Origin of the sequence: Streptomyces sp. NPDC051320, assembly GCF_040682175.1 — a bacterium.
In the GTDB taxonomy this organism is placed as follows: domain Bacteria; phylum Actinomycetota; class Actinomycetes; order Streptomycetales; family Streptomycetaceae; genus Streptomyces.
Window position 1 is genome coordinate 276,396 of the sequence record NZ_JBFBAL010000010.1, and the last position, 26,648, is coordinate 303,043.

Consider the following 26,648-nt stretch of genomic DNA (forward strand, 5'->3'; position numbering starts at 1 on the left):
GCGTCACCCCTTCCCGGCCGGCCGGCCGACATGCACCGAGAGCCGGGGCGGCGAGGCCAGTCCCAGTTCCGCGATGCCCGCTCCCAGCGCTGTGTTCAGGTCCGTCCGTACGTCCTCGAGTTCCCGGAAGTGCGAGCGGGCCCGGGCCACCACCCGGGAACGCTTCACCCGGATACGCACCGACTGCACGCCGGACACCTCCATCGCCCGGTCACGCAGGACGAGGGCCGCGGCGTCCCGCTCCAGACCGGCCCGCACCCGGTGACCGCCCGTGGTCATCGGCAGCACCGAGCGCAGACCGGGCGTGAGCGCGAGAAGGATCAGCCACAGGCCGAGGGCCATCGCGACGGCCGCGCCGACCTCGAACCGGATGTCGCCCAGCGGGCGCGTCGCCAGATTGTCGGCCAGTACGTGCCGCCAGTGCATCGCGGGCCGTCCGGCGCGCACCGACGCGACGTCATAGAGCAGCAGGCCGGCCGCCCCGAGCACCACCAGGGCGACCAGTGCGGCCGGCGTGCGGCGGGACGACCAGAAGCGCCCGGCGCGGGGCCGGACGGCCTTGGGTTCCGGTACCGGACGGTAGGCGGTCGCGGACCGGCCGGGCCCCGCCGACGCCGACTGCTCGACGATCGGGAGGCGCTGCGTACGGTCCTCGGGTTCGCTCATCGGGTCCTCCCCAGATCGGTGCCGGTGGTGTGCACGGAGTGCAGCCGCTCGACCTGGAGGGCCACCTCCGGCACCTCCATGTCCGCCAACGTCCGGAGCCGATGGGTGACCTGACGGCGTACCGCGGCGCACTGGCCGCCGATGTCGGACGGATAGCCGAGTTCCAGACTGATGTGTACCCACGCTCGCGCCTCGTCCACCGTCGCCGCGGCATGCGGCGGCGAGCCGCCCTCGGGGACCGTGCCGATCGCCTCACGGGCCGCCTGAGCGGCGATCTTGGACACCACCCGGTCGGCGATCCGGGTCGACCCGCGCTCACCGGGCGCCACCTGCGTGGTCATCGCCGCCGGTCGCCGTGGTCGCGGCCGCGGAAGAAGTCGCCGGCCTCCAGGTCACCGTCGAGAAACTTGCCACCGATGAAGCCGACCGCGCCGAGCGCGGCCACCAGAAGAAAGGCTGCGAAACCGCCGAAGTAGCCGGCGAAACCGAGCGCCATACCGGCCATCAGGCCTACCACAGCCATACTCATCGTGAGCTCCCAGTCCGAAGCGAAGGTGCGGGTCTACTGCAGGCGGGACTCCAGCACTTCATCGTCCTGCTCCTCGGGCAGTTTCACATCACTGACCGCGATGTTGACCTCGACCACCTCGAGCCCCGTCATCCGCTCCACCGCCGAGATGACGTTCTCCCGCACATCGCGGGCGACATCCGCGATGGAAACCCCGTAGTCGACGACGATCTCCAGGTCGAGCGCCGTCTGGACCTCGCCGACCTCCGCCTTCACGCCGCGCGAAACGGACTTGGTGCCGCCGGGGACCCGGTCACGGACCGCGCCGAAGGTCCGCGAGATGCCACTGCCCATCGCATGGACACCGAGGACGTCGCGCGCCGCGAGGCCGGCGATCTTCTCCACCACGCCGTCCGCGATGGTGGTGCGTCCACGGGTCGCGGGATTGCCGCCGCCGCGCTTGATCACATCCGGCTGGTGCTGCGGTGCGGTGTCGCTCATCGCCGTACGTCCCTTCCCGAGTGCTGGGGGATTCCGTTGCCCACGATAAGTGCGCATGCCGCGTTCCGCGCCGGGGATACGGCAAGGTGGGTGAGGTGACGGGTGAAGCGAACGACGGATGGACACAGACGGTACGCAGTCGCATCGGCCTCGGCCGCCTGTTGCCGCTCGGCGGCGTGGCGGACGGTGCGTGGATCGCCGAGCGAGCGGCGGCCGCGGTGCTGCTGCGGGTGGCGGACGAAGTCGGCGGGCTCTGCTTCGGGCAGCTGAGGATCGCCGCCGCCGGGCCCGGGCCGGAGGCGGGGCCTGCCATTCCGGCCCCCCCGGGCGCGCTGCCGCCGGGACCCCTGCGGATCGACGCGGAGGTCGATGTCATCGCCGCCGCGGAACCCCTGCCCGCTCTGGTGGACCGGTGGCGTGACGTGCTCCTCGCTGCCTGCGTCGAACGGCTGGGTCTGGCGGTCACCGCGGTGGACGTACGGGTGACCGGGCTGCTCGACGCACCGCCGCCGCGCCGGGTCCCGATCGTGCCCGACGGCCCGGCCGCCGCACAGCGGGGGCACACGGTGGCGCGGGGACCCGCGGCGAATGCGGCGGTCGCGGTGCCCGGGGTCGCCCGGCTGACCGGAGTACTGGGATCACCCGTCCAGGTCACCGATGGCCACGTGCAGATCGAGCTGGCGGTGGCCCCCGGGTATCGGCCGGTCGATGTGGCGTCGGCGGTGCGACGGGCCGTCGCCGCGGTGACGGCGGGGGCACCGACGGTGGGGGCGCCGAAGGTGGGGGTGCTGGTCACCGAGGTCGAGTTGCCCTGACCCGTCGCCGCTCGGCCCGGCAGCCGTTGCGGACAGCTCAGAGCGTGCCGGGCAGCTCAGAGCCGTACCGGCAGCCCAGAAGCCGTGCCGGGCAGCTCAGAGCCGTACCGGCAGCTCTCAGAAGCCGTGCCGGGCAGCTCAGAAGCCGTGCCGGAACCCGCCGTCGACCGGCAGCATCACGCCCGTGACATACGACGCCGCGGGGGACAGCAGAAACGCGGCGACCCTGCCGAACTCGTCCGGCGCGCCGTAACGCCCCAGTGGCACCCGGGCCGCGCTCCGCGCCCGCGCCGCCTCCGGGTCGCCGCCGAGCGCGTCCAGCTCCCGTACCCGGTCGGTGTCGATACGGCCGGGGAGCAGGCCGACCACCCGGATACCGCGCGGCGCCAGCTCGTTGGCCAGCGACTTCGCGAAGCCGGCCAGGCCGGGGCGCAGCCCGTTCGAGATCGTCAGGCCGGGGATCGGTTCATGGACCGAGCCGGAGAGCACGAATCCGATGACGCCGCCGTCGGCGAGCTCTGCCGCCGCCGTGCGGGCCAGCCGCACCGCGCCGAGGAAGACCGATTCGAACGCGGTCCGCCACTGTTCGTCGGTGGTGGTGTCCGCCGAGCCCGCGGCCGGCCCGCCGACGCTGATGAGGATGCCGTCGAGACGCCCGAAGTGCTCGAGCGCGGTGGCGGTCAGCCGCGCGGCGGACCCGGGGTCCGCGTTGTCGGCGGCGACACCCAGCGCGTTAGGGCCGAGGGCGGCGGCCGCAGCCTCCGCGCCCTTCGTGTCGCGTCCGGTGACGACGACCTTCGCGCCGTCGGACGCCAGCTCCCGCGCGGCGGCGAGGCCGAGCCCCCTGGTGGCTCCGGTGACGATGTAGACGCGGTCCTTCAGTCCAAGATCCATGGCTCTATCCTGCCTGCTCCGGCTGCGGCTCCGTCGCCCGGGCCAGGGCCAGCGCGGTGTTCACCAGACCGATGTGGCTGAAGGCCTGCGGGAAGTTCCCGAGCTGCCGCCCGGCCACCGGGTCGTACTCCTCGGCGAGCAGCCCCACGTCGTTACGGAGGTCCAGCAGCTTGCCGAAGAGAGCCTCGGCCTCCTCGACCCGGCCGGTCATCCGCAACGAGTCGGCCAGCCAGAACGAGCAGACCAGGAAGGTGCCCTCGCCGCCGGGCAACCCGTCGATCGCGGCGCCCTCGGTGCTGTACCGGCGCACCAGTCCGTCGTGGCTGAGCTCGTTCCGTACCGCGTCCACCGTTCCGACGACCCGCGGGTCGTCCGGCGGCAGAAAACCGACCTGGGGGATGAGCAGCGTCGCGGCGTCGAGCTCCTGGGAGCCGTACGACTGGGTGAAGGTGTTGCGCACCGGGTCGTACCCCTTCTCGCACACCTCCCGGTGCACCTCGTCGCGCATCCGGCGCCAGCGCTCCACGTCCCCGTGCAGCGTCGGCTCGCTCTCCAGGGTGCGCACCGCCCGGTCCGCGGCGACCCAGGCCATCACCTTGGAGTGCACGAAGTGGCGGCGGGGGCCGCGGATCTCCCAGAGCCCCTCGTCCGGTTCCCGCCAGCGGGATTCCAGGAAGCCGAGCATGCTCAGCTGCAGGCTCCAGGCGTGCGGCTTGCCCGAAAGGCCCGAGGTGCGCGCCAGGTGCAGCGAGTCGATCACCTCGCCGTACACATCGAGTTGCAGTTGATCGACGGCCCCGTTGCCGGTGCGCACCGGGGCGGAGCCCTCGTGGCCGCGCAGCCAGTCCAGCTCGGTCTCGGGCAACCGGCGTTCACCCGACAACCCGTACATGATCTGCAGGTCACTGGGGTTGCCGGCCACCGCGCGCAGCAGCCAGTCCCGCCAGTCCGACGCCTCCTCGAGATAGCCGCAGGCGAGGAGCGCTCCGAGGGTGAGGGTGGAGTCGCGCAGCCAGCAGAACCGGTAGTCCCAGTTGCGTACGCCGCCGATCTCCTCCGGGAGGGACGTGGTCGGGGCGGCGACGATGCCGCCGGTCGGGGCGAAGGTGAGCGCCTTGAGGGTGATCAGCGAGCGGACCACGGCCTCCCGGTGCGGCCCGTCGTACCGGCAGCGCACCGACCACTCGTGCCAGTCGGCCAGCGAATTCTCCAGCGCCTCGTGCGGATCTATCAGCTTGGGCCGCGGTTCGTGCGACGGGTGCCAGGTGAGCACGAACGCCACCTTCTCGCCCGCCGCTACCGTGAAGGAGGAGCGGGTGGAGAACTCCTGGCCCCACGTCTTCACCTGCGGTTCGCTGCGCAGCCATACCGAGTCGGGGCCGGCCACGGCGATGCGGTGACCGTCCGTGCGGCGCATCCACGGCACCACCGAGCCGTAGTCGAAGCGCAGCCGCAGGGTGCCTGCCATGGCCACCTCGCCGGAGACACCCTCCACCATGCGCATGATGTCGGGCGCGGTGTCGCGCTGCGGCATGAAGTCGGTGATTTTGACCGTGCCGGTCGGTGTTTCCCAGACCGATTCCAACACCAGTGACTCGCCCACATACCGCCGGCTGGTGCAGTTGCCGGCCCCTTCGGGCGCGAGGCGCCAGTGGCCGTTCTCCTCGTCCCCGAGCAGCGCGGCGAAGCAGGCAGGAGAGTCGAAGCGGGGCAGGCACAGCCAGTCGATGGAGCCGTTCCTGGCGACCAGCGCCGCGCTCTGCAGATCGCCGATGAGGGCGTAGTCCTCGATACGTTGAGTCACGCTGTGGCGCCTTCCCGGGAGTGGAACGAGTTAAAGACCGAACGGCTAAGCGGCCACCGTCGTCGGCTCCGACGTCGTCCTCGACCCGCCCGTGGTGCGTTCGCGCTTCTCCCGGCGCACCAGAACGACCCAGCCGATGGGCACCCCGGCGGTGAACAGCCACCACTGGACCGCGTACGCCATGTGGGGGCCGATGTCGGTGTGCTCGGGCGTCGGGATCAGTTCCGGAGTATCGCCCTTGGGCTTGGGCGCGGTCTGTTCGATGTAGCCGCCGAGCACCGGCTTGCCCAGCGACTTCGCCTGCTGGGCGCTGTTGATCAGCATCACCTGGTGCGCCGGCAGCCCGCGTACGTCCTTGATCCCGCTGTCCGCCGTCGTCTGATCGGCCATCAGCCGCCCGGTCACCGTCAGCCGGCCCTTGGGCGCCGCCGGGATCCTGGGCAGCGTGATCTGACTGCCGTTGTCGGGGATCCAGCCGCGGTTGACCAGCACCACCTTGCCGTTGTCCAGGACGAAGGGGGTGAGGACGTGGTAGCCGACCGTGCCGTCGGCGGAGGTCCTGCGCCGCACGACGACCTGGTCCGCGGTGTCGAAGGTGCCGGTGGCGGTCACCTGACGCCAGTACTGCGCGTGCGGGACCGTGTGTCCCGGTGAGGTGAGCGTGTCGACCGGGACCGGCTCGGCCTCGAGATTCCTGGCGATCAACGCGTTCTGCGCGACCTTGTGCTGATGGCGGTGCAACTGCCAGAAGCCCAGCTTGACCATCGTCGGCATCAGGACGAGTGAGATCAGGGTGAGGATCACCCATTGCCGGGTCAGCAGGAAGCGGTACACGCCTTTGACGGTACCTGGCATGAAATGGCCGTCGGACGCGGGGTCACACCGTGTCGGCGTTCGTCTGGCCGGTCACACCCGGTCGACGACGCCGACCCGCCCTTCCGCGCGGGCGCAGTGCGCGCCGCAGTACCAGTGGCCGCCGGCCTCGACGCCGGGGCCGATGATCTGCACCCGGCAGTGTTCGCAGATCGGCGCCATCCGGTGGATCGCACAGGAAAACGAATCGAAGACGTGCCGGGAGCCGTCCTGCGTCTCCACGTAGAACGCCAGGTCGTAGTCGTTACCGCATACTTCGCACCGTGCCATGCGTCACAGAGTGGACGCATGACACGGTGGTGGGCGAGCGGGGGGCGGGCGCGTCGCCGGTCAATCACCCGTCTGCCGGGACGGCCGCGACATCGCGGAGCAGCTGGGTGAACGCGGCCTCGTCGATGACGGGCGTGCCGAAGGACTTGGCCTTGAGGGTCTTGGAGGTCGCCGAATCGGGGTCGTTGGTGACGAGCAGGCTGGTCAGCCGGGAGAGGCTGGTCGCCACATGGAGCCCGGCCTCGACCGCGCGGTCCTCCAGCAGTTCGCGGTCCACCGAGGTGTCGCCCGAGAAGGCCACCCGCATGCCCCGCAGCAACGGCCGGCCCGGCTCGTACCGCCCCGGGTTCGGATACGGACAGGCCGGCCGCTTCCGGGAGGCACGCCAGCCGCTCTGCCGGTACGACGCCTGGTAGCCGACCCGTGGCGTCGCCGGTGCGTCCGACCACTCGGTGAGCGGCAGACACTCCAGCAGCGGCAGCCGCACCCCGTCCCGCGCCGCGGCGTGCAGACTCGGCCGGAACGCCTCCGCGAGCACCCGCGCGTCGTCCAGGGCGTGATGCGCGCGCTGCTGTACGACACCGAAGTGCGCGGCGAGCGACTCCAGTTTGTGGTTCGGCAGCGGAAGCGCCAGCTCCTTGGAGAGCGCGATGGTGCACAACCGCTGGCGGACCGGTGCGGTGCTCCGGGCGCGGGCGTACTCCCTGGCGATCATCTGCCAGTCGAAGATCGCGTTGTGCGCGACCAGCACCCGCCCGTCGAGCCTGCGGGCGAACTCGGCCGCGATCTCCGGGAAGAGCGGAGCGCCCTCCAGGACATCGCTGGTCAGGCCATGGATCCAGACGGGCCCCGGGTCCCGTTCCGGATTGACGAGCGTGTACCAGTGGTCCTCGACGTTCCCCCGGATGTCCAGCCGGTACACGGCAGCGGAGATTATCCGGTCGTCACGGGCGAGCCCGGTCGTCTCCACATCGACGACCGCGTACCCCTGCGGGTATGCGGCCGGCCACGGTGTCGCTGCTGTCTGGCGGTCGTCGAGCATGGTCACAGAGAATACGGGCAGCGACTGACAGCACATGAACCGCGGTGCGATGGACGCCCGTCCGCGGTGCCCGAGGTGAGACCCTCCCGTAGTGACTGAAGAGCCGGCGCACCTCGACACGCACCACGAACCCCACCGGGGCGGCCTCGGGGCACGCCTCAACTGGCTGCGGGCCGCGGTGCTCGGCGCCAATGACGGCATCGTCTCGACCGCCGGCCTGGTCGTCGGTGTCGCGGGCGCCACCGGCTCGCGCTCCGCACTGCTCACCGCCGGCCTCGCCGGACTGCTGGCGGGATCCATGTCGATGGCGGCGGGCGAGTACGTCTCGGTGTCGACCCAGCGGGACTCGGAGAAGGCGGCCCTGGCCACCGAGAGACGCGAGCTGCGCGAGGAGCCGCAGGCCGAACTCGAGGAACTCACCGTGCTGTTGGAGGGCAAGGGCCTCACCAGGGAGCTGGCGGCCGAGGCCGCCGAGCAGCTCACCGCGCGCGACGCGCTGCGCGCGCATGCCGAGGTGGAACTGGGCATCGACCCCGACGACCTCACCGATCCCTGGCATGCGGCCGGCGCGAGCTTCTTCGCCTTCACGGTCGGTGCGCTGCTGCCGTTGCTGGCGATCGTGCTGCCACCGCCCTCGGTCCGGCTGTACGTCACGGTCGTCTCGGTCCTGGTCGCCCTGGCACTGACCGGCTGGGGGAGCGCCCGTCTCGGCTTCGCGCCGGCCGCCGTCGCGGTGTGGCGGAACGTGATCGGCGGCGCCCTGGCGATGGCAGTGACCTATGCGGCCGGCGCGCTGCTCGGCGCCGTGGGTGCCTGACGCGTCCGAGTCCGGCGCCCACGGCGCCGACTCGGGCCGCCGCCGTTGGGGGACCCGCCAAAGGCTGCTGACACGATGTCTCGCATACTTGTGGGTAACAACGTCTAGCGGTAGCCAACCCCTGACCCTTACCGTGCTGGCATGCCGAACCTGCCCGATGTAGTGCTGTGGTCCATACCGGCGTTCGTCCTGCTCACCGTCGTGGAGATGGTGAGCTACCGGTTCCATCCCGACGAGGACGCCGCCGGCTACGAGACGAAGGACGCGGCGACCAGCATCGGCATGGGCCTCGGCAGCCTGGTCTTCGACTTCTTCTGGAAGATCCCGATCGTCGCGATCTACACCGCGGTGTACGAACTGACCCCCCTGCGCATCCCGGTGCTGTGGTGGACGGTGCCGCTGATGCTGCTGGGACAGGACTTCTTCTACTACTGGTCGCACCGGGGCCACCACGTCATCCGGATCCTCTGGGCCTGCCACGTGGTCCACCACTCCAGCCGCAAGTTCAACCTCACGACCGCGCTGCGCCAGCCGTGGACCACACTGACGGTCTGGCCCTTCTACCTCCCGCTGATCGCCCTCGGCGTGCATCCGGCCGCACTCGCCTTCTGCTCGTCGGCCAACCTCGTCTACCAGTTCTGGGTGCACACCGAGCGGATCGACAGGCTGCCCCGGCCCTTCGAGTACCTGCTCAACACGCCCTCCCACCACCGGGTGCACCACGCGTCCCAAGGCGGCTACCTGGACCGCAACTTCGGCGGAATCCTGATCGTCTGGGACCGGATCTTCCGGTCCTTCACCGGCGAGACGGAGCGGCCGGTCTTCGGGCTGACCAAGAACATCGAAACCTACAACCCGCTGCGCGTCGCGACCCACGAGTACGCGGCGATCGCCCGGGACGTACGAGCCGCCCACAGCTGGCGGGAGCGCGCGGGGCGGGTCTTCCGCGGACCGGGCTGGCAGCCGGTCCCGCCGCCGGTTCCCCTCCAGGCCGCGGGCCGGGAAACCGCAGCGGAACACCTCGCGTGACCCTGCCGGACGGCTGCGCGCGGGTCGCCCGGCCGCTGCTTCCCGCCTCCCGGCCGCTGCTTCTCGCCTTCGGACTGGCGGCCCTCACCGACCTCGGTGCGCTCCTTGCCGGTCCGCACTCGCTGCACGTGGTGGCCAAGCCCCTGCTGATGCCGCTCCTCGCGGCCCACGCGTACACCCGCGGTGCTCCCCGGCTGCTGATCGCCGCGCTGCTCCTCGGCTGGGGCGGCGACACACTACTGCTCTCCGGCGCCGATCCGGCGTTCCTCGCCGGGATGGCCTGCTTCGCCGCGGGACACGTCTGCTACCTGGCGCTCTTCCGCCGAGCACGGCCCCGTCCGCTGTTCGGCGCCGGGTACCTCCTGGTGCTTGTCGCCGCGGTCGCCGCGTTGTGGCCGGGCCTGCCCCCCGGCCTGCGCGTCCCGGTGGCGGGCTATTCGCTGCTGCTCACGGCGATGGCCTACCGGGCGGGCGGGCTCCCCCGCGCGGGGATCGGCGGGGCGCTCTTCCTGGTCTCCGACACCCTGATCGCCACCGGTGTCGCCGGGTGGCCGCAGCTGCCGCACCCCGACTTCTGGATCATGGCCACCTATCTGCTCGCCCAGTACCTGCTGACAGACGGGATCCTGCGGGCCAGGACCCCGGTCACGTCGTAGATCCCTACGAGGCGGTCCCCGCGCACCTCGTGGCAATCGGCCCCTGCTGTTGTCACACGTGTCGCGTAGGCTCGGGTGCATACAGTCTTCCAGTCGGGGAGGGGGCCCACAGTGCTCATTGACACCTATGGCCGAGTGGCCACTGACCTGCGCGTTTCGCTGACCGACCGCTGCAATCTCCGGTGCACGTACTGCATGCCGGAAGAAGGACTGCAGTGGCTGGCCAAACCGGATCTGCTCAGTGACGACGAGATCGTCCGGCTGATTCGTATCGCCGTGACCGACCTGGGCATCACCGAAGTGCGATTCACCGGGGGAGAGCCCCTGCTGCGCCCCGGCCTGGTCGGCATCGTCGAGCGGTGCGCCGCCCTGGAGCCACGCCCCCGGATGTCGGTGACCACCAATGGGATAGGCCTCAAGCGCACCGCGCAGGCGCTGAAGGCCGCGGGCCTGGACCGGGTCAATGTCTCACTCGACACCCTGCGCTCCGACGTGTTCAAGACGCTCACCCGCCGTGACCGGCACCGTGACGTGCTGGAGGGGCTGGAGGCGGCCAGGGACGCCGGGCTCACCCCCGTGAAGGTCAACACCGTACTGATGCCCGGGCTCAACGAGGACGAGGCTCCCGAACTGCTCGCCTGGGCCGTGCGGAACGACTATGAACTGCGCTTCATCGAGCAGATGCCGCTGGACGCCCAGCACGGCTGGAAGCGCGACAGCATGATCACTGCGGGTGACATCCTACAGTCGCTGCGCACTCGCTTCACCCTCACCGACGAGGGCGCCGGCGAGCGCGGATCCGCGCCGGCCGAACGCTGGCTCGTCGACGGCGGCCCGCACCGGGTCGGCGTCATCGCCTCGGTGACCCGTCCGTTCTGTGCGGCCTGCGACCGCACCCGGATCACCGCGGACGGTCAGGTGCGGACCTGTCTGTTCGCCCGCGAGGAGTCGGACCTGCGTGGCGCCCTGCGCTCCGGGGCACCGGACGAGGAGATCGCCACCCGCTGGAAGCTGGCGATGTGGGGCAAGAAGGCCGGGTCCGGCCTGGACGATCCCACCTTCCTGCAGCCCGACCGCCCCATGTCAGCCATCGGAGGCTGAGTCCCGCTCCCACTCCGCGAGCGGCACCACGTCCTTCAGGAACGCCCTTAGGCCCAGGAACTCGGCGAGGTACTCCCGGTGTTCCTCACAGGCGAGCCACGTCTTGCGGCGCTCCGGGGTGTGCACCTTCGGGTTGTTCCACGCCAGCACCCAGACGGCGTCGGTGCGGCAGCTCTTGGCCGAACAGACGGGTGCGGGACCAGCGGTCTCAGGGGAGTTCACGTGTCAACCCTAGGCCAACGCATGGCCGGTCACAGACCTGGCCGTCCGCGCACATGGCGACGCCGAGCAGCCACGGGGGGAGCTGCCCGGCGTCGGTCCAGTCACTCCGACGGGGGATGCGGAGCGCCTACGAAGTATGTCACGGGCCACAGCGCCTTCGGCACCGGAACTTCACGATTGATCTGAGCTTTTCTTGAGCTTTGCAGCCCTGTGGTCTCAGCCGCGACCCGAGGCCTGGTGCTCACCCTCCGTGGCGGTGGCTTCCTCGTCCGGTTCCGCCGACGCGCCCTTGCCACGGGCTCCCGCCTGGTCCTCGCCGAGCGCCGGCCGGACCGGTGGCGGGATGAGAGTCGACGGCATGGGCGGGGTGTTCTCCCGTCCGGCATTCGCGATCACCACGGCGACGTAGGGAAGAACGGCCCCCAGCACCAGCGCCGCGATCGCGACAGGTCGTTCGATGTTCCACAGGATCACGGCCAGCAGGACGGCGACGGTCCTGATCGACATGGACACCACGTAGCGCCGCTGACGGCCCCGGATGTCCTCCTCGAGCCCCTGACGGGCCCCCGTGATCCGGAAGACCTCCGCGTTGCTCCGCTTCCGCATCACGTATCACCACCCGTTTCCTGTGTCCGGCGTCCCCGGACCGGATGGTTTCCACGGTACGCCGCGGCTCCCCCGTACACGAGGCCGGGGCGCAGGCGAACGGGACCGGATGGCGGCACCGCTTCCGCCGGATGGTGCCGCCCGACATGCGCACGGTGCCGGGCAGGCCGAAACTGGGGCGCACATGCGCATGCCGGAGCCGCACGAGGAGGCGACGTGAACTGGTTGTGGGCCATCATCGTGGGACTGGTGCTCGGCCTGATCGCGAAAGCGATCATTCCCGGCAAGCAGAAGATCCCGCTGTGGCTGACCGTGGTGTTCGGGATCCTGGGCGGCATCCTGGGCAACTGGGCGGCCACCGGACTGGGCGTCAACCACACGCGGGGCATCGACTGGATCAGGCACCTGCTCCAGGTGGCCGGTGCCGTGGTCATCGTCGCCATCGGAGACCAGCTCTGGGCTTCGATCAGGGGCAGAGGCCGCAGTCAGACCCGTTGAGGCGCAGATTGTTGGAGCGCACAGGCAGGGGGCGCCGGCTTTCGCCGCGCGCCCCCTGCCTTGCGTGACTTCCCGACTAGCCGCCCACGACCTCGACCGCGGCCAGGTTCTTCTTGCCCCGGCGCAGCACCAGCCAGCGCCCGTGCAGCAGGTCCTCCGCCGCGGGCACGGCATCCTCGCCCGCCACCTTCGTGTTGTTGACGTACGCCCCGCCCTCCTTCACGGCCCTGCGTGCCGCGGACTTGCTCGGCACCAGGCCGACCTCGGCGAGCAGATCCACGACCGGCAGCAGGCCGTCGACCTTGGCGTGCGGCAGCTCCGAGAGGGCGGCGCCCAGCGTCGCCTCGTCGAGCTCCGCCAGCTCGCCCTGGCCGAAGAGCGCCTTCGACGCGGCGACGACCGCCGCGCACTGATCGGCGCCGTGCACCAGCGTGGTGAGCTCCTCGGCAAGTGACCGCTGGGCGGCGCGGGCCTGCGGGCGCTCCTCGGTGAGCCGTTCCAGCTCCTCGATCTCCACCCGGCTCTTGAAGCTGAAGATCCTCAGGAACTGGGCGACATCGCGGTCGTCGGCGTTCAGCCAGAACTGGTAGAAGGCGTACGGCGTCGTCAGCTCGGCGTCCAGCCAGATCGTGCCGGACTCCGTCTTGCCGAACTTCGTGCCGTCGGCCTTGGTGATCAGCGGAGTGGCCAGCGCGTGCACCACCGTCTCCGGGTCGATCCGGTGGATCAGATCGGAACCGGCCGTCAGATTGCCCCACTGGTCGCTGCCGCCGGTCTGCAGCGTGCAGCCGTACCGCCGGTTCAGCTCCAGGAAGTCCATGCCCTGGAGGATCTGGTAGCTGAACTCGGTGTAATTGATGCCCGCGTCGGAGTTGAGCCGCCGCGAGACGGCCTCCTTGGCGATCATCTTGTTGACCCGGAAGTGCTTGCCGATGTCGCGCAGGAAGTCGATGGCCGACAGCCCCGACGTCCAGTCCAGGTTGTTCACCATCGTCGCCGCGTACGGCCCGTCGAAGTCCAGGTAGCGCTCGATCTGCCCGCGGAGCCGCTCCACCCACAGCGCCACGACCTCCGGAGCGTTCAGGGTGCGCTCCGCGTTGGGCTTCGGGTCACCGATCAGGCCGGTCGCGCCACCGACCAGGCCCAGCGGCCGGTTCCCCGCCTGCTGGATCCGGCGCATGGTGAGGATCTGCACCAGACTGCCGAGGTGCAGACTCGCCGCGGTCGGGTCGAATCCGCAATAGAACGTGACGGGACCGTCCGCGAACGCCTTGCGCAATGCGTCCTCGTCAGTGGAGACGGCGATCAGCCCTCGCCACTTCAGTTCGTCGACGATGTCCGTCACGGGTCTCGCGTCTCCTTCGGCCTTCGGTGTCACGGGAACTACGTCTGAGAGGTTATACGCCCCGGCTGACCGAACTCATATTGAAATCCGGGATGCGCAGTGCGGGCATCGCGGCCCTGGTGAACCAGTCGCCCCACTCACGCGGCAGGGTCTGCTCGGTACGGCCGGCCTCGGTGGCCCGGGACAGCAGGTCCACCGGGGACTCGTTGAAGCGGAAATTGTTCACCTCACCGACGACCTCACCGTTCTCCACCAGATAAACGCCGTCCCGGGTCAGGCCGGTCAGCAGCAGCGTCGCCGGATCGACCTCGCGGATGTACCAGAGACAGGTCAGCAGCAGCCCGCGCTCGGTGGCGGCCACCATCTCCTCCAGCGAGCGCTCACCACCGCCCTCCAGGATCAGATTGCTGATCGCGGGCGCCACCGGAAGACCGGTCAGGCCCGCACTGTGCCGGGTGGTCACCAGATGGGCCAGGCGCCCCTCGCGGATCCAGTCGGTACGGGACAGCGGCAGCCCGTTGTCGAAGACCGAGGCGTCGTCCCCCGAGGCGTGCGCCAGGACGAACGGCGCCGACTCCAGACCGGGCTCGGCCGGATCGCTGCGCAGCGTCAGCGGCAGCGGCGACAGCCTGTCGCCGACCCGGGTGCCCCCGCCGGCCCGGGAGAAGACCGTACGGCCTTCGGCGGCGTCCCTGGCGGCCGACGACCACAGCTGGTAGATCAGCAGATCGGCCACCGCCGTCGGGGGCAGCAGCGTCTCGTACCGGCCGGCCGGCAGCTCCACGCGGCGCTCCGCCCAGGCCAGCCGCCGCGCGAGATCGGCGTCCAGCGCGGCCGGGTCGACGTCCTTGAAATCGCGGGTGGTGCGTCCCGCCCAGGCGGAGCGGGTCCGGTCGGGCGACTTGGCGTTCACTTCGAGCGTGCCGTTGGGCTGGTCGTGGCGCAGCCGCAGGCCCGTGGATGTACCGAGGTAGCTGCAGGTCAGTTCGTGGTGGGCGAAGCCGTAGAGCTCTCGTCCACCGGCGCGGGCACGGGCGAAGGATTCGCCGAGTGCGGGCGCGAAATCGGCGAACACGGCCGACGTCGTCTCGCCGGGGGCGTCGGTGAAGTCGGGTGACGCGGGGACCCCTGCGACCAGGGGCTGGGCGTCCTCGGCGGCGGATCCACCACGGGCCGCGGCCTCCGCGGCACGGACCAGCGGCTCGAGATCATCGGCGGTGACCGCGGAGCGGGAGACTACTCCGGACGCGGTGCCCTCCTTGCCGTCGACGGTCGCGATGACCGTCAGCGTCCTGCCCCGCGTCACGCCGTTGGTGGTGAGTGCGTTGCCCGCCCAGCGGAGGTTGGCGCTGGACTCCTCGTCGGCGATGACCACGCAGCCGTCGGCGGTGGACAGCGCGAGAGCTCGCTCGACGATCTCGTGCGGCTTCGTGGTGCGGCTCATCGGCCCGCCTCCTGCGTGGTGTTCAAGATGTTGACGCCCCGGAAGAGGGCGGAAGGACACCCGTGCGAGACGGCGGCGACCTGGCCCGGCTGGGCCTTGCCGCAGTTGAACGCCCCGCCGAGGACGTAGGTCTGCGGGCCGCCGACCTTCTCCATCGAGCCCCAGAACTCCGTGGTGGTCGCCTGGTAGGCGACATCCCGCAGCTGCCCGGCGAGTTCGCCGTTCTCGATCCGGTAGAAACGCTGGCCGGTGAACTGGAAGTTGTAGCGCTGCATATCGATGGACCACGACCGGTCGCCCACCACGTAGATCCCTCGCTCGACGCCCCCGATCAGCCCCTCGGTCGAAAGGCCGCCCGGATCCGGCTGCAGCGACACGTTCGCCATCCGCTGGACCGGTACATGACCCGGCGAGTCCGCGTACGCGCACCCGTTGGACCGGCCGAGACCGGTCAGCTTCGCGATCCGCCGGTCCAGTTGGTAACCGACCAGCGTGCCGTCCCTGACCAGATCCCAGGACTGCGCTGCGACCCCCTCGTCGTCGAACCCGATGGTCGCGAGGCCGTGCTCGGCGGTGCGGTCACCCGTCACGTTCATCACCGGGGAGCCGTACGCGAGCTTGCCGAGCTGGTCGAAGGTGGCGAAGGAGGTACCGGCGTACGCCGCCTCGTAACCCAGCGCCCGGTCCAGCTCGGTGGCGTGCCCGATCGACTCGTGAATGGTCAGCCACAGGTTGGACGGGTCGACCACCAGGTCGTACGTCCCCGCCTCCGCGCTCGGCGCGCGCATCTTCTCGGCGAGCAGCGACGGAATCCGCTCCAGTTCGGAGTCCCAGTCCCATCCGGTGCCCCGCAGGTACTCCCAGCCCCGCCCGACCGGCGGCGCGAGCGTCCGCATCGAGTCGAACTCGCCGGTGGCCGCGTCCACGGCCACCGCGGTGAGCTGCGGGTGCAGTCTGACCCGCTGCTGGGTCGTCACCGTTCCGGCGGTGTCCGCGTAGAACTTGTTCTCCAGCACCGTCATCAGCGAGGCGTCCGCATGCGCGACCCCGTCCGCCCGCAGCAGCCGCGAAGACCATTCGGCCAGCAGTTCGGTCTTCTCCTCCGCCGGTACGGAGAAGGGGTCGACCTCGTACGCCGAGACCCACGTCCGGTCCGCGTGCACCGGTTCGTCCGCCAGCTCCACCCTCTCATCGGAGCCGGCGGCGCTGATCACCCGGGCAGACAGCTTCGCCATCGCCACCGCCTGCCCGGCGACCCGCGCGGCCGCGTCCATCGACAGACCGACGCCGGACGCGAACCCCCAACTACCGCCGTGCACCACCCGCACCGCGTAGCCGAGATCCGTGGTGTCCGACGACCCGGCCGGTTTGGCGTCCCGCAGCCGCCAGGTCGCACTGCGGACCCGCTCGAGCCGGAAGTCGGCATGCTCGGCGCCCAGCGCCCGGGCCCGCGCGAGTGCCGCGTCGGCGAGGGCGCGCAGCGGCAGCGCCAGGAACGACTGATCTACCTCATGGGCCACGAAGGGCTCCCCTTCTCTTGACGTGTTTCGGAGTGAACCACGCGCCGGGCCGGTTCTGCAGCGGCCCGGACCCGCTGCGCCGGGTCGCGGCCCCTGGCGCTCGTCCGGCCGGCAGCGGTGCGCTGCTCGGCCGGCAGCGTCACGACTTGTCAGCCGGCCCAAGGCGCTCGGTCGGTCCGCCGAAAGCAAGAAACGTGGAGCGCGTGCCGAGCAGCCACCGGCCGTCGACCTTGCGGAAACTGTCCTCGTACTGCCCCACCTGGACGGGGATCCGCGGAGGCACCATGCCGGCGGTATGACCATCGACACGGTAGGTCGTGAAGTAGGTGGTCGCCGTCGCTGTCGACGCGGAGGTGAGGGTCACCAGGACGTTCGTGCAGACCCGGCGGGAGAGCCGGTCGGCAGGCCGCGAACCGAAGTAGGTCCGAAGTGCGTCACGGCCCTGGATCCTGCGGTCGCCCTCAGCCCACTCCCAGACGCCGTCAGCCGTGAACAGCTCAGCCACCTCGCCCGGGTCCCCCAGGTCGAGCTCGCGGACGAACTCGATGATCAGGCGCTCGCAGGCCCGCTCGGCGATCAGACGGTCCATGTCATCAAGGGCTTCCGTAACCATTCCCACTTACTACCAGCACGGCAGCAGACATCACGACCGCTTTTCGCCTCCCCCTGGCGCCTCAACGAGGAAGGCCGGACCGAGGCCACGCCACGGTCAACTGTAGGAACCCGACAGTGCCTCGCCGGAGCCACTGTCAGGGGCCGATTCCTCCTGCCGCGGCCGGTACCGATAGGTTTTCGGTGTACCAGACCAGCCAAGGAAAGGGTGATCCGTTGAGCCGCTCGGTTCTCGTCACCGGAGGAAACCGGGGGATCGGCCTCGCCATCGCCCGCGTGTTCGCCGACGCAGGCGACAAGGTCGCGATCACGTACCGCTCCGGAGAGCCGCCGGAGGGCTTCCTGGCCGTCAAGTGCGACATCACTGACACGGAGCAGGTGGAGCAGGCCTACAAGGAGATCGAGGAGAGGCACGGTCCGGTGGAGGTGCTGGTGGCCAACGCCGGTGTCACCAAGGACCAGTTGCTGATGCGGATGTCCGAGGAGGACTTCACCGCCGTCATCGACACCAACCTCACCGGAACCTTCCGCGTCGTCAAGCGCGCCAACCGTGCCATGCTGCGTGCCAAGAAGGGCCGGGTCGTCCTCATCTCGTCGGTGGTCGGTCTGCTCGGCTCGGCGGGGCAGGCGAACTACGCCGCGTCCAAGGCGGGCCTGGTCGGGTTCGCGCGCTCACTCGCCCGCGAACTGGGCTCGCGCAACATCACCTTCAACGTCGTCGCACCCGGTTTCGTCGACACCGACATGACCAAGGTGCTCACCGACGAGCAGCGCGCGGGCATCGTCTCGCAGGTGCCGCTCGGCCGGTATGCGAAGCCGGAGGAGATCGCCGCCGCGGTGCGCTTCCTCGCCTCCGACGACGCGTCGTACATCACTGGAGCCGTCATCCCCGTTGACGGCGGATTGGGCATGGGTCACTGATCACATGAGCGGAATTCTCGACGGCAAGCGCATCCTCATCACGGGTGTGCTGATGGAGTCCTCCATCGCCTTCCACGCCGCCAAGGTGGCCCAGGAGCAGGGTGCGGAGGTCATTCTGACGGCCTTCCCGCGGCCGACGCTCACCGAGCGCATCGCCAAGAAGCTGCCCAAGCCGGCCAAGGTCCTCGAGCTGGACGTGACCAACGCCGAGCACCTGGACCGGCTCGCCGGGCTGGTCCGCGACGAACTCGGCTCGCTCGACGGCGTGGTGCACTCCATCGGCTTCGCGCCGCAGGACGCACTCGGCGGCAACTTCCTCAACACCCCCTTCGAGTCGGTCTCCACGGCGATGCACGTCTCGGCGTTCTCACTGAAGTCGCTCGCCATGGCCTGCCGCCCCCTGATGGGCGCCGGCGGCTCGATCGTCGGTCTCACTTTCGACGCGCAGTACGCGTGGCCGCAGTACGACTGGATGGGGCCGGCGAAGGCCGCCCTCGAGGCGACGTCGCGCTACCTCGCCCGCGACCTGGGCACCGACGACATCCGCTGCAACCTCATCTCGGCCGGACCGCTCCGCTCCATGGCCGCCAAGTCCATCCCCGGCTTCGGTGAACTCGCGGACGTCTGGAACACCCGCTCCCCGCTCAAGTGGGACATGACCGACCCGGAGCCGGCCGGCCGGGGTATCGTCGCGCTGCTCTCGGACTTCTTCCCGAAGACCACCGGCGAGATCATCCACGTCGATGGTGGCGTGCACATGATGGGTGCCTGAGCTTCCCGTTGTTCCGTAGTGCGACCGTGCGCCCGTCTCCCTGAGGCGGGCGCACGGTCGCGTTGCGGGACCGGCGGAGACGCCGGTATGTGGCACCACTCGTACCTCTGTGTGGCAACATTTGTACGTCCCGGCGGGCCGGGAGTCGCCGCACACCGAGCGCCGACCGGTGGGACGCCGACGCGGAAAAGCGCCGCAGCGCGTCGCGTGAACCGCCGGGGCGGCCGGTGCTCTCAGACCCGGTCGCCGAGGCAGTTGAAGGCGTGACTGGCGGCCTCCACGGCCGCCGTGTCCGCGTCGCCGGCCCGGATCGCCTCGATCAGCCGGCTGTGGTCCATGTACCCCTCGGGCCGCAGCTCCCGGCCCACGTCGTCGCGCAGCCAGTCGCGCAGCAGATCGCCCAGGTCGGCGTAGAGCTCGGTCAGCACGTCATTGTGCGAGGCGTTGACGATGGCCAGGTGCAGCGTGGCGTCGGCGGCGACGAAGGCCTCCGCGTCGCCCATCTCCCAGGTCCGCTCGCGATGGGCGAGCAGCGCGGTCAGCTGCTTCATGTCCCGCTCCGTCCGCCGCTCGGCGGCCAGCCGGGCCGCCGAGGACTCGAGCGTGGAGCGCAGCTCCGCGATGTGCCGGGGGTCGGCCGAAGCGAAGCGGCGGTGCATCACACCGGCCAGCTCGCTGGTGGCGATGACATACGTGCCCGAGCCCTGCCGGATGTCGAGCAGTCCGTTGTGGGCCAGCGCGCGCACCGCCTCCCGGACGGTGTTGCGGGCCACTCCCAGCTGTTCCACCAGTTCCGGCTCGGTCGGGATGCGCGATCCCACCGGCCACTCGCCGGAGGTGATCTGGTTCCGCAACTCGGTGATCACCTGGTCGGCGAGTGCGGAACGCCGGGGAGAGGTCAGCGCCATGGTGTTCCTCGTTCGGGCTAGGGCCGGTGGACGGGCGGGATTGGACAACCAATCATCCCATGATTCTATGATGGTCCTATGTCCGACGACGAGACGAAGATCCTGAGCCGCGCCGCCGAGCCGCGCACCCCGGTGGATTCCACCACCCCGCGCCCCGCGGCCTGGACCGTCAAACTGGTGATGGTCGCCATCGTCCTCGCCGCCGTGAACCTGCGCCCCGCCATCGCCAGCCTCGGCGCGCTGCTCGAAGAAGTACGGGACAGCCTCGGCATGAGCGGCAGCGTCGCCGGTGTCCTCACCTCCGTACCGCCGCTGTGTTTCGCCGTCTTCGGCGTGACGGCCCCGCGGCTGGCGCGCAGGTTCGGCCCCGGCGCGATCGTCTGCGCGGGTATGGCCGCCATCACCGCCGGGCTGGTCATCCGTCCCTTCGCGGGGGGAACGGTCGGCTTCCTCGCCGCCAGCGCCCTCGCACTGATGGGTATCGCCGTCAGCAATGTGCTGATGCCGGTGATCGTCAAGCGGTACTTCCCCGACCGGGTCGGCACCATGACCGGGCTCTACTCCATGGCGCTCGCCCTGGGAACCGCCCTGGCCGCAGCCGTGACCGTGCCGCTGACGCACGGGCTCGGCGGCAGCTGGCGGGTGGGGCTCGGGGTGTGGGCCGTGCCGGCGGCCGTGGCCGTGCTGCCCTGGATCGCGCTGGTCAAGGACCGGAGCGCCGCAGCCGCGGACGAAGCCGGTGAAGGGCCGGGGGAAGCCGCCGGGGACGGGCCCCGCGAGGAGACGCCCGTACCGCGGATCATCCGCAGCCGCACCGCCTGGTCGCTCGCCTGCTTCTTCGGTCTCCAGGCCACCGGCGCGTACATCACCATGGGCTGGATGCCGCAGATCTTCCGGGACGCCGGGGTCCCGGCCGGCACGGCAGGTCTGCTGCTCGCCGTGACCATGGTGATGGGCGTACCGCTCTCCTTCGTCATTGCCAGGCTGGCCGCTCGCATGCGGCACCAGGGCCCGATAGCCCTCGCACTCGGCGTCTGCGGGCTCGCGGGATACGCCGGGCTCTATCTGGCCCCGGCCGGCGGTGCCTGGCTCTGGGCGCTGCTGCTCGGTGTGTCCAACTGTTCCTTCCCGCTGGCCCTCACCATGATCGGCATGCGGTCGCGGAGCGGCGCCGGAGTGGTCAGGCTCTCCGCCTTCGCACAGTCCACCGGCTATCTGATCTCCATCCCCGGACCGTTGCTGGTGGGCGTTCTGTACCAGCACAGCGGCGGCTGGGGACTGCCGATCGCGCTGATGGGAGGCCTGATGCTGCCGCAGATCGCGGTCGGGATCCTCGCCGGCCGGGACCGGACGATCGAGGACGAATCCTGAGATGCGAGACTGACCCCATGCCAGTGCTCGAACCACATCCCCCCAATGGCCAGAAGAAGTTCCTGCTCGTGCTGACCGCGATGTTCGCCACCATGGCGATCGTCGCCGTCATCGCCTCGATCATCTCGCCCTGAGACGCCCGCCGGGCGGCGTCCCGGTTCCCGATGCGGCGGGGTGGGGCTGACCCCACCGTCCCCTAGGGGGCCAGGGTCAGGGTGAAGTGGGTGGATCACCGGATGGGACCGGCCCTCCGTATTCCGTAGGTTCGAGGTGCATCAGCGACCACGAGCTTGACGGAGGCAGCCATGGCGGCCCGTACGTACACCAGCTCCCACCCCCGCACCCGGGGTGGTGTGGAGGTGCGGCTGCCGTGGTGGGCGGTCGCGCTTCCGGCCATCGCCTTCGCCGCCCTGCTGCTGCTCATCAGCGCGCCGGGCCAGGCGCACGCGGCGGCGGGCGACCCTGCCGTCGCGCACGTCCTGCAGCGCATCCAGCAGAGCTTGTCCCTGTAGCGTCGCCCCCTCCCCTGGCATATTCGCCGGGCCGGCATACGCCCGCGCTCGCATTCACCCGTGCTGGGGGACCCCTCCAACTCCCTGCGCCCGATGGCCCGATCCGTGCGAAGCTGGAATGCATGAGCGCCGCTGTGTCTTCCGGGGGAACAGCCCCCGGAACCTCCGAGTCCCGCAGGATCGTCCTTCTCCGGCACGCCAAGGCCGACTGGCCCGAGGTGTCCGACCACGACAGGCCGCTCGCCGAGCGGGGCCGCCTGGACGCCCCCGCGGCAGGGGTCTGGCTGGGCTCCCACGATCTCTCCTTCGACCTGGCCCTCTGTTCGAGCGCGACCAGAACGCGGGAGACCTGGAAGCTGGCAGTACAGGAGCTGCCGCACCGCCCCAGGACGGTCTACGAGGAGCGGCTGTACGAAGCCTCGCTGGGCGACATCCTCGCACTGCTGAACGAGACCCCGGACGAGGTGCGCCACCTCCTCGTCATCGGGCACAACCCCGGCATGCACGCCGCAGCCGACGCGCTGGCGGGCCGCGCGCAGGGCGATGCGCTGGCCCGGATGAACCGTGCCGGCTTCCCGACCGCGGCGGTCGCCGTCATCGACTTCCCCGGGTCGTGGAAGTCCGTAGAGCACGGCGTCGGCACGCTCACCGACTTCTGGGCCCCGCACGCGTAGCCTCCTGGCCCCGGCGTGGCCGGGGCCGGGCGGTCGTTCCTCGTCGTGCGCGTTACGCCTCGTCGTCGATCAGGCCGTCCGCCGCCTCGACCTCTTCGCGGGTGATGCCCAGCAGATACAGCACGGTGTCCAGGAACGGCACGTTCACCGCCGTATCGGCTGCCTTGCGGACCACCGGCTTGGCGTTGAACGCGACGCCGAGCCCGGCCGTGTTCAGCATGTCCAGATCGTTGGCACCGTCGCCGATCGCGACGGTCTGCGCGAGCGGTACACCCGCCTCCTCGGCGAAGCGGCGCAGCAGCCGCGCCTTGCCGGCCCGGTCCACGATCTCGCCGACGACCCGGCCGGTGAGCTTCCCGTCGACGATCTCCAGCGTGTTGGCGGAGGCGAAGTCGAGACCGAGGCGATCCTGCAGGTCATCGGTGACCTGGGTGAACCCGCCGGACACCACGCCCACTTGGTAGCCGAGCCGCTTGAGCGTACGGATCAGGGTGCGGGCGCCGGGCGTCAGCCGCACCTCGGCCCGCACCTTGTCCACGACCGACGCGTCGAGCCCCGCCAGCAGGGCGACCCGCGCGTGCAGCGACTGCTCGAAGTCCAGCTCGCCGCGCATCGCCCGGGCGGTGACCTCGGCGACCTCCTGCTCGCATCCCGCGTGTGCGGCGAAGAGCTCGATCACCTCGTCCTGGATGACGGTCGAATCGACATCCATCACGACGAGCCGCTGCGCCCGGCGGTGCAGCCCGGCGGAGATCACGGCGACATCCACGCCGAGCGCCGACGCCTCGATCGCGAGTGCGGTGCGCAGCGGTTCGGTCTCCACACCGGACACCGCGAATTCCACCGCGGTCACCGGATACTTCGCCAGCCGGAACACCCGGTCGATATTGCCGCCGGTGGCGGTGATGCTGGCCGCTATGGCGGCCGTCGACTCGGCGGTGAGCGGCTTCCCGAGCACGGTCACATGCGAACGACCGCTGCCCCGGGGCCGGTTGTCGCCGGTGCCGGAGATGATCTCGGCCTCCAGCTTGAGCGAATCGGCCCAGCTGTGCACGGTCGCCCGCAGTTCACCCTGGCCGGGGCCGCTGGGGCCCGGGGCGGTGACCAGGGCACACAGGACGATACGGCCACGGGTGACGACCTGTTCGATGTCGATCACATCGACGGCGTAGGCGGCCAGCGTGTCGAAGAGCCCGGCCGTGATTCCGGGCCGGTCCTTCCCGAAGATCTTCACGAGAAGGGTGGGGAAGTCGTCACGTTCCGCGGACCGCGACTCTGCCGGCTGCGACTCTGCCGGCTGCGACGGGGCGGGCTGCGACGTGGGTGGCTGCGACTTCGGGGGCTGCGATGCGCTCATGGTGATCCCCACCGTATAGGGCGGCGGTCGCGGTACCACCCTCTGTCCCGCGGACCGGACAGGGTCCCCGGCAGCCGGTTTCAAGCCGAGTTGCGATGGTTACTCAGGGTCAGTACGCACTCGTGGTTCCTTCCACCGGTCCGGTAGCTTTTGGTACCTGCCCAAGGGCGGCCGCGGCCCTTTGGTACGCGGTCGTCACCCGGCCCGGGTTCCGGATACGTCGCTCGGCCTGAAATAGTTCCCCACGATGTTCGCCATCCCTGGACTCCCTGTGATGGGGGGACCTCGGGGGACAATAAGTGGGGCTGGAGTGCCGGAACTCGTACTGGAATTGAATGGCAGCGCCTGGACGCTCGACCCGTCCAGGTCGTACACCGTGGGGCGTGATCCGCAGGGCGACCTGGCGATCGACGACGCCAGAGTGTCCTGGCGGCACGCAACGATCAGCTGGGAGGGCCGTAGTTGGGTCATTGAGGACCACGGCTCCACCAACGGCACCTTTGTGCAGGGGCAGCGCATCCAGCGGACGGAGATCGGCCCCGGCTCCGACGTGCGGCTGGGCAACGCGACGGACGGCCCCGGACTGACCTTCTCGGGTGCCGGGGCGCAGGTGGCGGGTGCTGCCGCAGCCGGACGGGCGGCCGCGCAGGCCCAGCCGTCCGCCGCGCAGGCGGACCGGGGGCAGGCGGCGTTCGCGCAGGCCCCGGCTCAGCCGCTGCAGGCAGCCCAGGACCAGCAGGGCCGGCAGGCTCAACAACCGCACCAGGCTCAGGTTCCGCAGCAGGGCGGCCCGGCTCATGGGGCCGGCGGCGCCGCGGGGGCCCCGCCGGTGTACGGGGACCGCAGCCCGACCACGTTCCATCAGCTGGCGCTCGGCCGGGTGATGCGCATCGGCCGTGCGCTGGAGAACGAGCTGGTCGTCTCCGACCTCCAGGTCTCCCGTAACCACGCCGAATTCGTCGCCACGCCCGATGGCCGCTTCGAGATCCACGACCTCGGATCGCACAACGGCACGTACATCAACGGCCAGCCGATGGCCAAGTCCGGCACGGCGCTGATCGGCCCCAACGACATCGTCGGCGTCGGCCACTCGACCTTCCGCCTCGTCGGCGACCGGCTCGAGGAGTTCGTCGACACCGGTGAGGTCTCCTTCTCCGCCCGGCACCTCACGGTGACGGTCGACGGGGGCAAGGACATCCTCAAGGACGTCTCCTTCGGCGTGCCGGAGAAGTCCCTCATCGCGGTCATCGGCCCGTCCGGCTCCGGCAAGTCCACCTTGCTCAAGGCGCTCACCGGCTACCGGCCCGCCAACCGGGGTGACGTCCTCTACGACAACCGGAATCTGTACAAGCAGTTCGCCGAGCTGCGCCAGCGCATCGGCCTGGTCCCGCAGGACGACATCCTGCACAAGGAACTCACGGTCCGTAAGGCGCTGAAGTACGCGGCCAAGCTCCGCTTCCCCGCCGACACCACCGAGGCCGAGCGCGAGTCCCGCATCGACGAGGTGCTGCGCGAGCTCAAACTGGACATCCACAAGGAGAAGAAGGTCACCTCCCTCTCCGGCGGTCAGCGCAAGCGCGTCTCGGTCGCCCTGGAGTTGCTGACCAAGCCGTCGCTGATCTTCCTGGACGAGCCGACCTCCGGCCTCGACCCGGGCATGGACCGCGATGTCATGCAGCTGCTGCGCGGACTGGCCGATGACGGCCGTACGGTCCTCGTCGTCACCCACTCGGTCGCCGAGCTCGCCATCTGCGACAAGCTCCTGGTGATGGCGCCGAGCGGGGCGGTCGCCTACTTCGGGCCGCCGGAGGAGGCACTCAACTTCTTCGGCTACAGCAGCTGGGCGGACGTCTTCTCCGCCTTCGAGAACTACCGCGACTACGACTGGGCGGGACGCTGGCGCGGCTCGCAGCACTATCAGATGTACGCCGCGGACATCGACGCCGTGGCGGTGCAGTCCGTCCAGATGCCGCCGGTCCAGGCGATGAAGCCGCCGAAGCCCCAGGGCTGGGGCTCCCAGCTGTTCACCCTGATCCGCCGCTACGTGTCGGTGATCGTCTCCGACCGGGGATTCATGGCCCTGACGGTGCTGCTGCCCGCGGTGCTCGGCGCGGTCGGCGCGCTCATCCCGGCCGACTACGGGCTCGGCTTCGGCCCACCGGCCGGTCACCGCAGTAACGGCGACGGCGCCACGGTGCTGCTGATCCTCTCGGTCGGCGCCTGTTTCGCCGGCGCCGCGAACTCCGTACGAGAGCTGATCAAGGAACGGGTGATCTACGAACGTGAACGGGCGACCGGCCTGTCGCGTTCCGCGTACCTGATGTCCAAGGTGATCGTGCTCGGCCTGATCACCGTGGTGCAGGGCGCCATCATCGGCGGCATCGGCTTCGGACTGAAGAAGGCGCCCGCCGATGGCCTGATCTTCTCGAGCTCCACCCGCATCGAGCTGACGCTGCCGATCATGGCGCTCGGCTTCACCTCGATGATGATCGGCCTGATCATCTCCGCCCTGGTGAAGACCGCCGAGAAGACCATGCCGCTGCTGGTCATGTTCGCGATCATCCAGGTCGTGTTCACCGGCTGCCTCTTCACGCTGAACGGCGCCGTGGGGGTCAACCAGTTCTCCTATCTGATGCCGTCCCGCTGGGCGGTCGCGGCGGCCGGCACCACCGCGTCGCTGAACGTCCTTTTGCCCGACAAGAAGGACCCCACCAACACCGACCCGCTCTGGGAGCACACTCTCGGCACCTGGGTGCTGGACATGGGCATCCTGCTGGCGATGGGTGTGGTCTGCGGGATCGTGGTGGCCCGGTTGCTGCGCCGGCACGAGCCGGAGGTCATGCGCAAGTAGCACGGGCGCATGTGGCGCGAACGCCGGAGGGCGGCACCCCGTTGGGGGGCCCCCCCTCC

General features: G+C 70.2%; 30 protein-coding genes. 13 read left to right on the forward strand and 17 right to left on the reverse strand.

All coding sequences use genetic code 11. The features are described from left to right. Positions 1-3 precede the first annotated feature (3 nt). From AB0M87_RS23240 to AB0M87_RS23255, 4 genes are read right to left on the reverse strand one after another with little or no spacing between them, the layout of a single operon-like run. Positions 4-666, reverse strand: a complete 663-nt coding sequence (locus AB0M87_RS23240; protein ID WP_365855863.1) for a DUF6286 domain-containing protein — start codon at positions 664-666, stop codon at positions 4-6. Next, the gene (locus AB0M87_RS23245; protein ID WP_365855865.1) at positions 663-1,007 is read right to left on the reverse strand and encodes a hypothetical protein; all 345 of its coding nucleotides are present in this window, start codon (positions 1,005-1,007) and stop codon (positions 663-665) included. The genes AB0M87_RS23240 and AB0M87_RS23245 overlap by 4 nt, the downstream gene beginning before the upstream one ends. Then, complete coding sequence (locus tag AB0M87_RS23250) at positions 1,004-1,195, reverse strand: hypothetical protein (protein WP_365855867.1); 192 nt, start codon at positions 1,193-1,195, stop codon at positions 1,004-1,006. Before AB0M87_RS23250 ends, AB0M87_RS23245 begins: the two co-directional genes overlap by 4 nt. A gap of 33 nt (positions 1,196-1,228) precedes the next feature. Continuing rightward, the gene (locus AB0M87_RS23255; protein WP_365855869.1) at positions 1,229-1,675 is read right to left on the reverse strand and encodes an Asp23/Gls24 family envelope stress response protein; all 447 of its coding nucleotides are present in this window, start codon (positions 1,673-1,675) and stop codon (positions 1,229-1,231) included. 95 nt (positions 1,676-1,770) lie between these two features. Between AB0M87_RS23255 and AB0M87_RS23260 the strand changes: the two genes are divergently transcribed. Then, positions 1,771-2,490 (forward strand): hypothetical protein, encoded by a 720-nt coding sequence (locus tag AB0M87_RS23260; protein WP_365855871.1) that lies wholly within the window; start codon positions 1,771-1,773, stop codon positions 2,488-2,490. 138 nt (positions 2,491-2,628) lie between these two features. On the opposite strand, the gene AB0M87_RS23265 is transcribed toward AB0M87_RS23260, so the two are convergent. The 5 genes from AB0M87_RS23265 to AB0M87_RS23285 all read right to left on the reverse strand — a co-directional run bounded on the left by AB0M87_RS23265 (position 2,629) and on the right by AB0M87_RS23285 (position 7,379). Then, complete coding sequence (locus AB0M87_RS23265; RefSeq protein WP_365855873.1) at positions 2,629-3,384, reverse strand: SDR family oxidoreductase; 756 nt, start codon at positions 3,382-3,384, stop codon at positions 2,629-2,631. A 4-nt stretch (positions 3,385-3,388) separates the two neighbouring features. After that, complete coding sequence (locus AB0M87_RS23270) at positions 3,389-5,188, reverse strand: glycoside hydrolase family 15 protein (RefSeq protein WP_365855875.1); 1,800 nt, start codon at positions 5,186-5,188, stop codon at positions 3,389-3,391. A gap of 45 nt (positions 5,189-5,233) precedes the next feature. Then, a complete protein-coding gene (locus AB0M87_RS23275; RefSeq protein WP_365855877.1) occupies positions 5,234-6,022 on the reverse strand; it encodes an SURF1 family protein in 789 nt (262 codons plus the stop codon). A 72-nt stretch (positions 6,023-6,094) separates the two neighbouring features. Then, positions 6,095-6,331, reverse strand: a complete 237-nt coding sequence (locus tag AB0M87_RS23280) for a hypothetical protein (RefSeq protein ID WP_365855879.1) — start codon at positions 6,329-6,331, stop codon at positions 6,095-6,097. Positions 6,332-6,395: 64 nt separating this feature from the next. Then, positions 6,396-7,379, reverse strand: coding sequence for a DEDDh family exonuclease (locus AB0M87_RS23285; RefSeq protein WP_365855881.1), 984 nt, complete (start codon positions 7,377-7,379; stop codon positions 6,396-6,398). Positions 7,380-7,464: 85 nt separating this feature from the next. On the opposite strand from AB0M87_RS23285, the gene AB0M87_RS23290 reads away from it, so the two are divergent. The 4 genes from AB0M87_RS23290 to moaA all read left to right on the forward strand — a co-directional run bounded on the left by AB0M87_RS23290 (position 7,465) and on the right by moaA (position 10,976). After that, complete coding sequence (locus AB0M87_RS23290; protein WP_365855883.1) at positions 7,465-8,190, forward strand: VIT family protein; 726 nt, start codon at positions 7,465-7,467, stop codon at positions 8,188-8,190. Positions 8,191-8,331: 141 nt separating this feature from the next. Next, positions 8,332-9,219, forward strand: a complete 888-nt coding sequence (locus AB0M87_RS23295; RefSeq protein ID WP_365855885.1) for a sterol desaturase family protein — start codon at positions 8,332-8,334, stop codon at positions 9,217-9,219. Continuing rightward, a complete protein-coding gene (locus AB0M87_RS23300) occupies positions 9,216-9,875 on the forward strand; it encodes a lysoplasmalogenase (RefSeq protein WP_365855887.1) in 660 nt (219 codons plus the stop codon). The genes AB0M87_RS23295 and AB0M87_RS23300 overlap by 4 nt, the downstream gene beginning before the upstream one ends. Before the next feature lie 111 nt (positions 9,876-9,986). After that, positions 9,987-10,976, forward strand: a complete 990-nt coding sequence (gene moaA, locus AB0M87_RS23305) for a GTP 3',8-cyclase MoaA (RefSeq protein ID WP_365855889.1) — start codon at positions 9,987-9,989, stop codon at positions 10,974-10,976. Here moaA and AB0M87_RS23310 read toward each other — a convergent pair. Both AB0M87_RS23310 and AB0M87_RS23315 read right to left on the reverse strand, forming a co-directional pair. After that, positions 10,959-11,198 (reverse strand): hypothetical protein, encoded by a 240-nt coding sequence (locus tag AB0M87_RS23310; protein ID WP_365855891.1) that lies wholly within the window; start codon positions 11,196-11,198, stop codon positions 10,959-10,961. The two genes, moaA and AB0M87_RS23310, sit on opposite strands and share 18 nt — an antisense overlap. A 216-nt stretch (positions 11,199-11,414) precedes the next feature. Beyond that, positions 11,415-11,804 (reverse strand): DUF3099 domain-containing protein, encoded by a 390-nt coding sequence (locus AB0M87_RS23315; protein ID WP_365855893.1) that lies wholly within the window; start codon positions 11,802-11,804, stop codon positions 11,415-11,417. 216 nt (positions 11,805-12,020) lie between these two features. On the opposite strand from AB0M87_RS23315, the gene AB0M87_RS23320 reads away from it, so the two are divergent. Next, a complete protein-coding gene (locus AB0M87_RS23320) occupies positions 12,021-12,302 on the forward strand; it encodes a GlsB/YeaQ/YmgE family stress response membrane protein (RefSeq protein ID WP_365855895.1) in 282 nt (93 codons plus the stop codon). 76 nt (positions 12,303-12,378) lie between these two features. Here AB0M87_RS23320 and tyrS read toward each other — a convergent pair whose 3' ends face one another. The 4 genes from tyrS to AB0M87_RS23340 form a co-directional block, all read right to left on the reverse strand. Next, positions 12,379-13,647, reverse strand: a complete 1,269-nt coding sequence (tyrS, locus tag AB0M87_RS23325; protein WP_365855897.1) for a tyrosine--tRNA ligase — start codon at positions 13,645-13,647, stop codon at positions 12,379-12,381. Positions 13,648-13,699: 52 nt separating this feature from the next. Next, entirely contained in the window at positions 13,700-15,091 is a 1,392-nt protein-coding gene (locus AB0M87_RS23330; protein ID WP_365855899.1) for a metallopeptidase TldD-related protein, read from the reverse strand. After that, positions 15,088-16,611 (reverse strand): TldD/PmbA family protein, encoded by a 1,524-nt coding sequence (locus AB0M87_RS23335; RefSeq protein WP_365855901.1) that lies wholly within the window; start codon positions 16,609-16,611, stop codon positions 15,088-15,090. The genes AB0M87_RS23330 and AB0M87_RS23335 overlap by 4 nt, the downstream gene beginning before the upstream one ends. A gap of 139 nt (positions 16,612-16,750) precedes the next feature. Beyond that, entirely contained in the window at positions 16,751-17,224 is a 474-nt protein-coding gene (locus tag AB0M87_RS23340; protein WP_365855903.1) for a nuclear transport factor 2 family protein, read from the reverse strand. 215 nt (positions 17,225-17,439) lie between these two features. On the opposite strand from AB0M87_RS23340, the gene fabG reads away from it, so the two are divergent. After that, positions 17,440-18,144: a 3-oxoacyl-[acyl-carrier-protein] reductase gene (fabG, locus tag AB0M87_RS23345; protein WP_365855905.1), complete on the forward strand. Its 705-nt coding sequence runs from the start codon at positions 17,440-17,442 to the stop codon at positions 18,142-18,144. Positions 18,145-18,148: 4 nt separating this feature from the next. After that, complete coding sequence (gene fabI / locus AB0M87_RS23350) at positions 18,149-18,916, forward strand: enoyl-ACP reductase FabI (protein ID WP_365855907.1); 768 nt, start codon at positions 18,149-18,151, stop codon at positions 18,914-18,916. 233 nt (positions 18,917-19,149) lie between these two features. Here the strand turns inward: fabI and AB0M87_RS23355 are convergent, their stop codons facing one another. Then, the gene (locus AB0M87_RS23355; protein ID WP_365855909.1) at positions 19,150-19,824 is read right to left on the reverse strand and encodes a FadR/GntR family transcriptional regulator; all 675 of its coding nucleotides are present in this window, start codon (positions 19,822-19,824) and stop codon (positions 19,150-19,152) included. A 78-nt stretch (positions 19,825-19,902) separates the two neighbouring features. On the opposite strand from AB0M87_RS23355, the gene AB0M87_RS23360 reads away from it, so the two are divergent. From AB0M87_RS23360 to AB0M87_RS23375, 4 genes are all read left to right on the forward strand, one after another. After that, positions 19,903-21,195, forward strand: coding sequence for an MFS transporter (locus AB0M87_RS23360; RefSeq protein ID WP_365855911.1), 1,293 nt, complete (start codon positions 19,903-19,905; stop codon positions 21,193-21,195). Between the two features lie 17 nt (positions 21,196-21,212). After that, on the forward strand, positions 21,213-21,329 hold the full coding sequence (locus AB0M87_RS23365; protein WP_365855913.1) for an SGM_5486 family transporter-associated protein: 117 nt from the start codon (positions 21,213-21,215) through the stop codon (positions 21,327-21,329). Positions 21,330-21,500: 171 nt separating this feature from the next. Beyond that, positions 21,501-21,707, forward strand: a complete 207-nt coding sequence (locus AB0M87_RS23370; protein WP_365855915.1) for a hypothetical protein — start codon at positions 21,501-21,503, stop codon at positions 21,705-21,707. 122 nt (positions 21,708-21,829) lie between these two features. Then, positions 21,830-22,381, forward strand: coding sequence for a histidine phosphatase family protein (locus AB0M87_RS23375; protein ID WP_365855917.1), 552 nt, complete (start codon positions 21,830-21,832; stop codon positions 22,379-22,381). A 52-nt stretch (positions 22,382-22,433) separates the two neighbouring features. Here the strand turns inward: AB0M87_RS23375 and serB are convergent, their stop codons facing one another. Continuing rightward, entirely contained in the window at positions 22,434-23,738 is a 1,305-nt protein-coding gene (gene serB, locus AB0M87_RS23380) for a phosphoserine phosphatase SerB (RefSeq protein WP_365855919.1), read from the reverse strand. A gap of 310 nt (positions 23,739-24,048) precedes the next feature. On the opposite strand from serB, the gene AB0M87_RS23385 reads away from it, so the two are divergent. Beyond that, complete coding sequence (locus AB0M87_RS23385; protein WP_365855921.1) at positions 24,049-26,589, forward strand: FHA domain-containing protein; 2,541 nt, start codon at positions 24,049-24,051, stop codon at positions 26,587-26,589. The last annotated feature ends 59 nt before the right edge of the window (positions 26,590-26,648 follow it).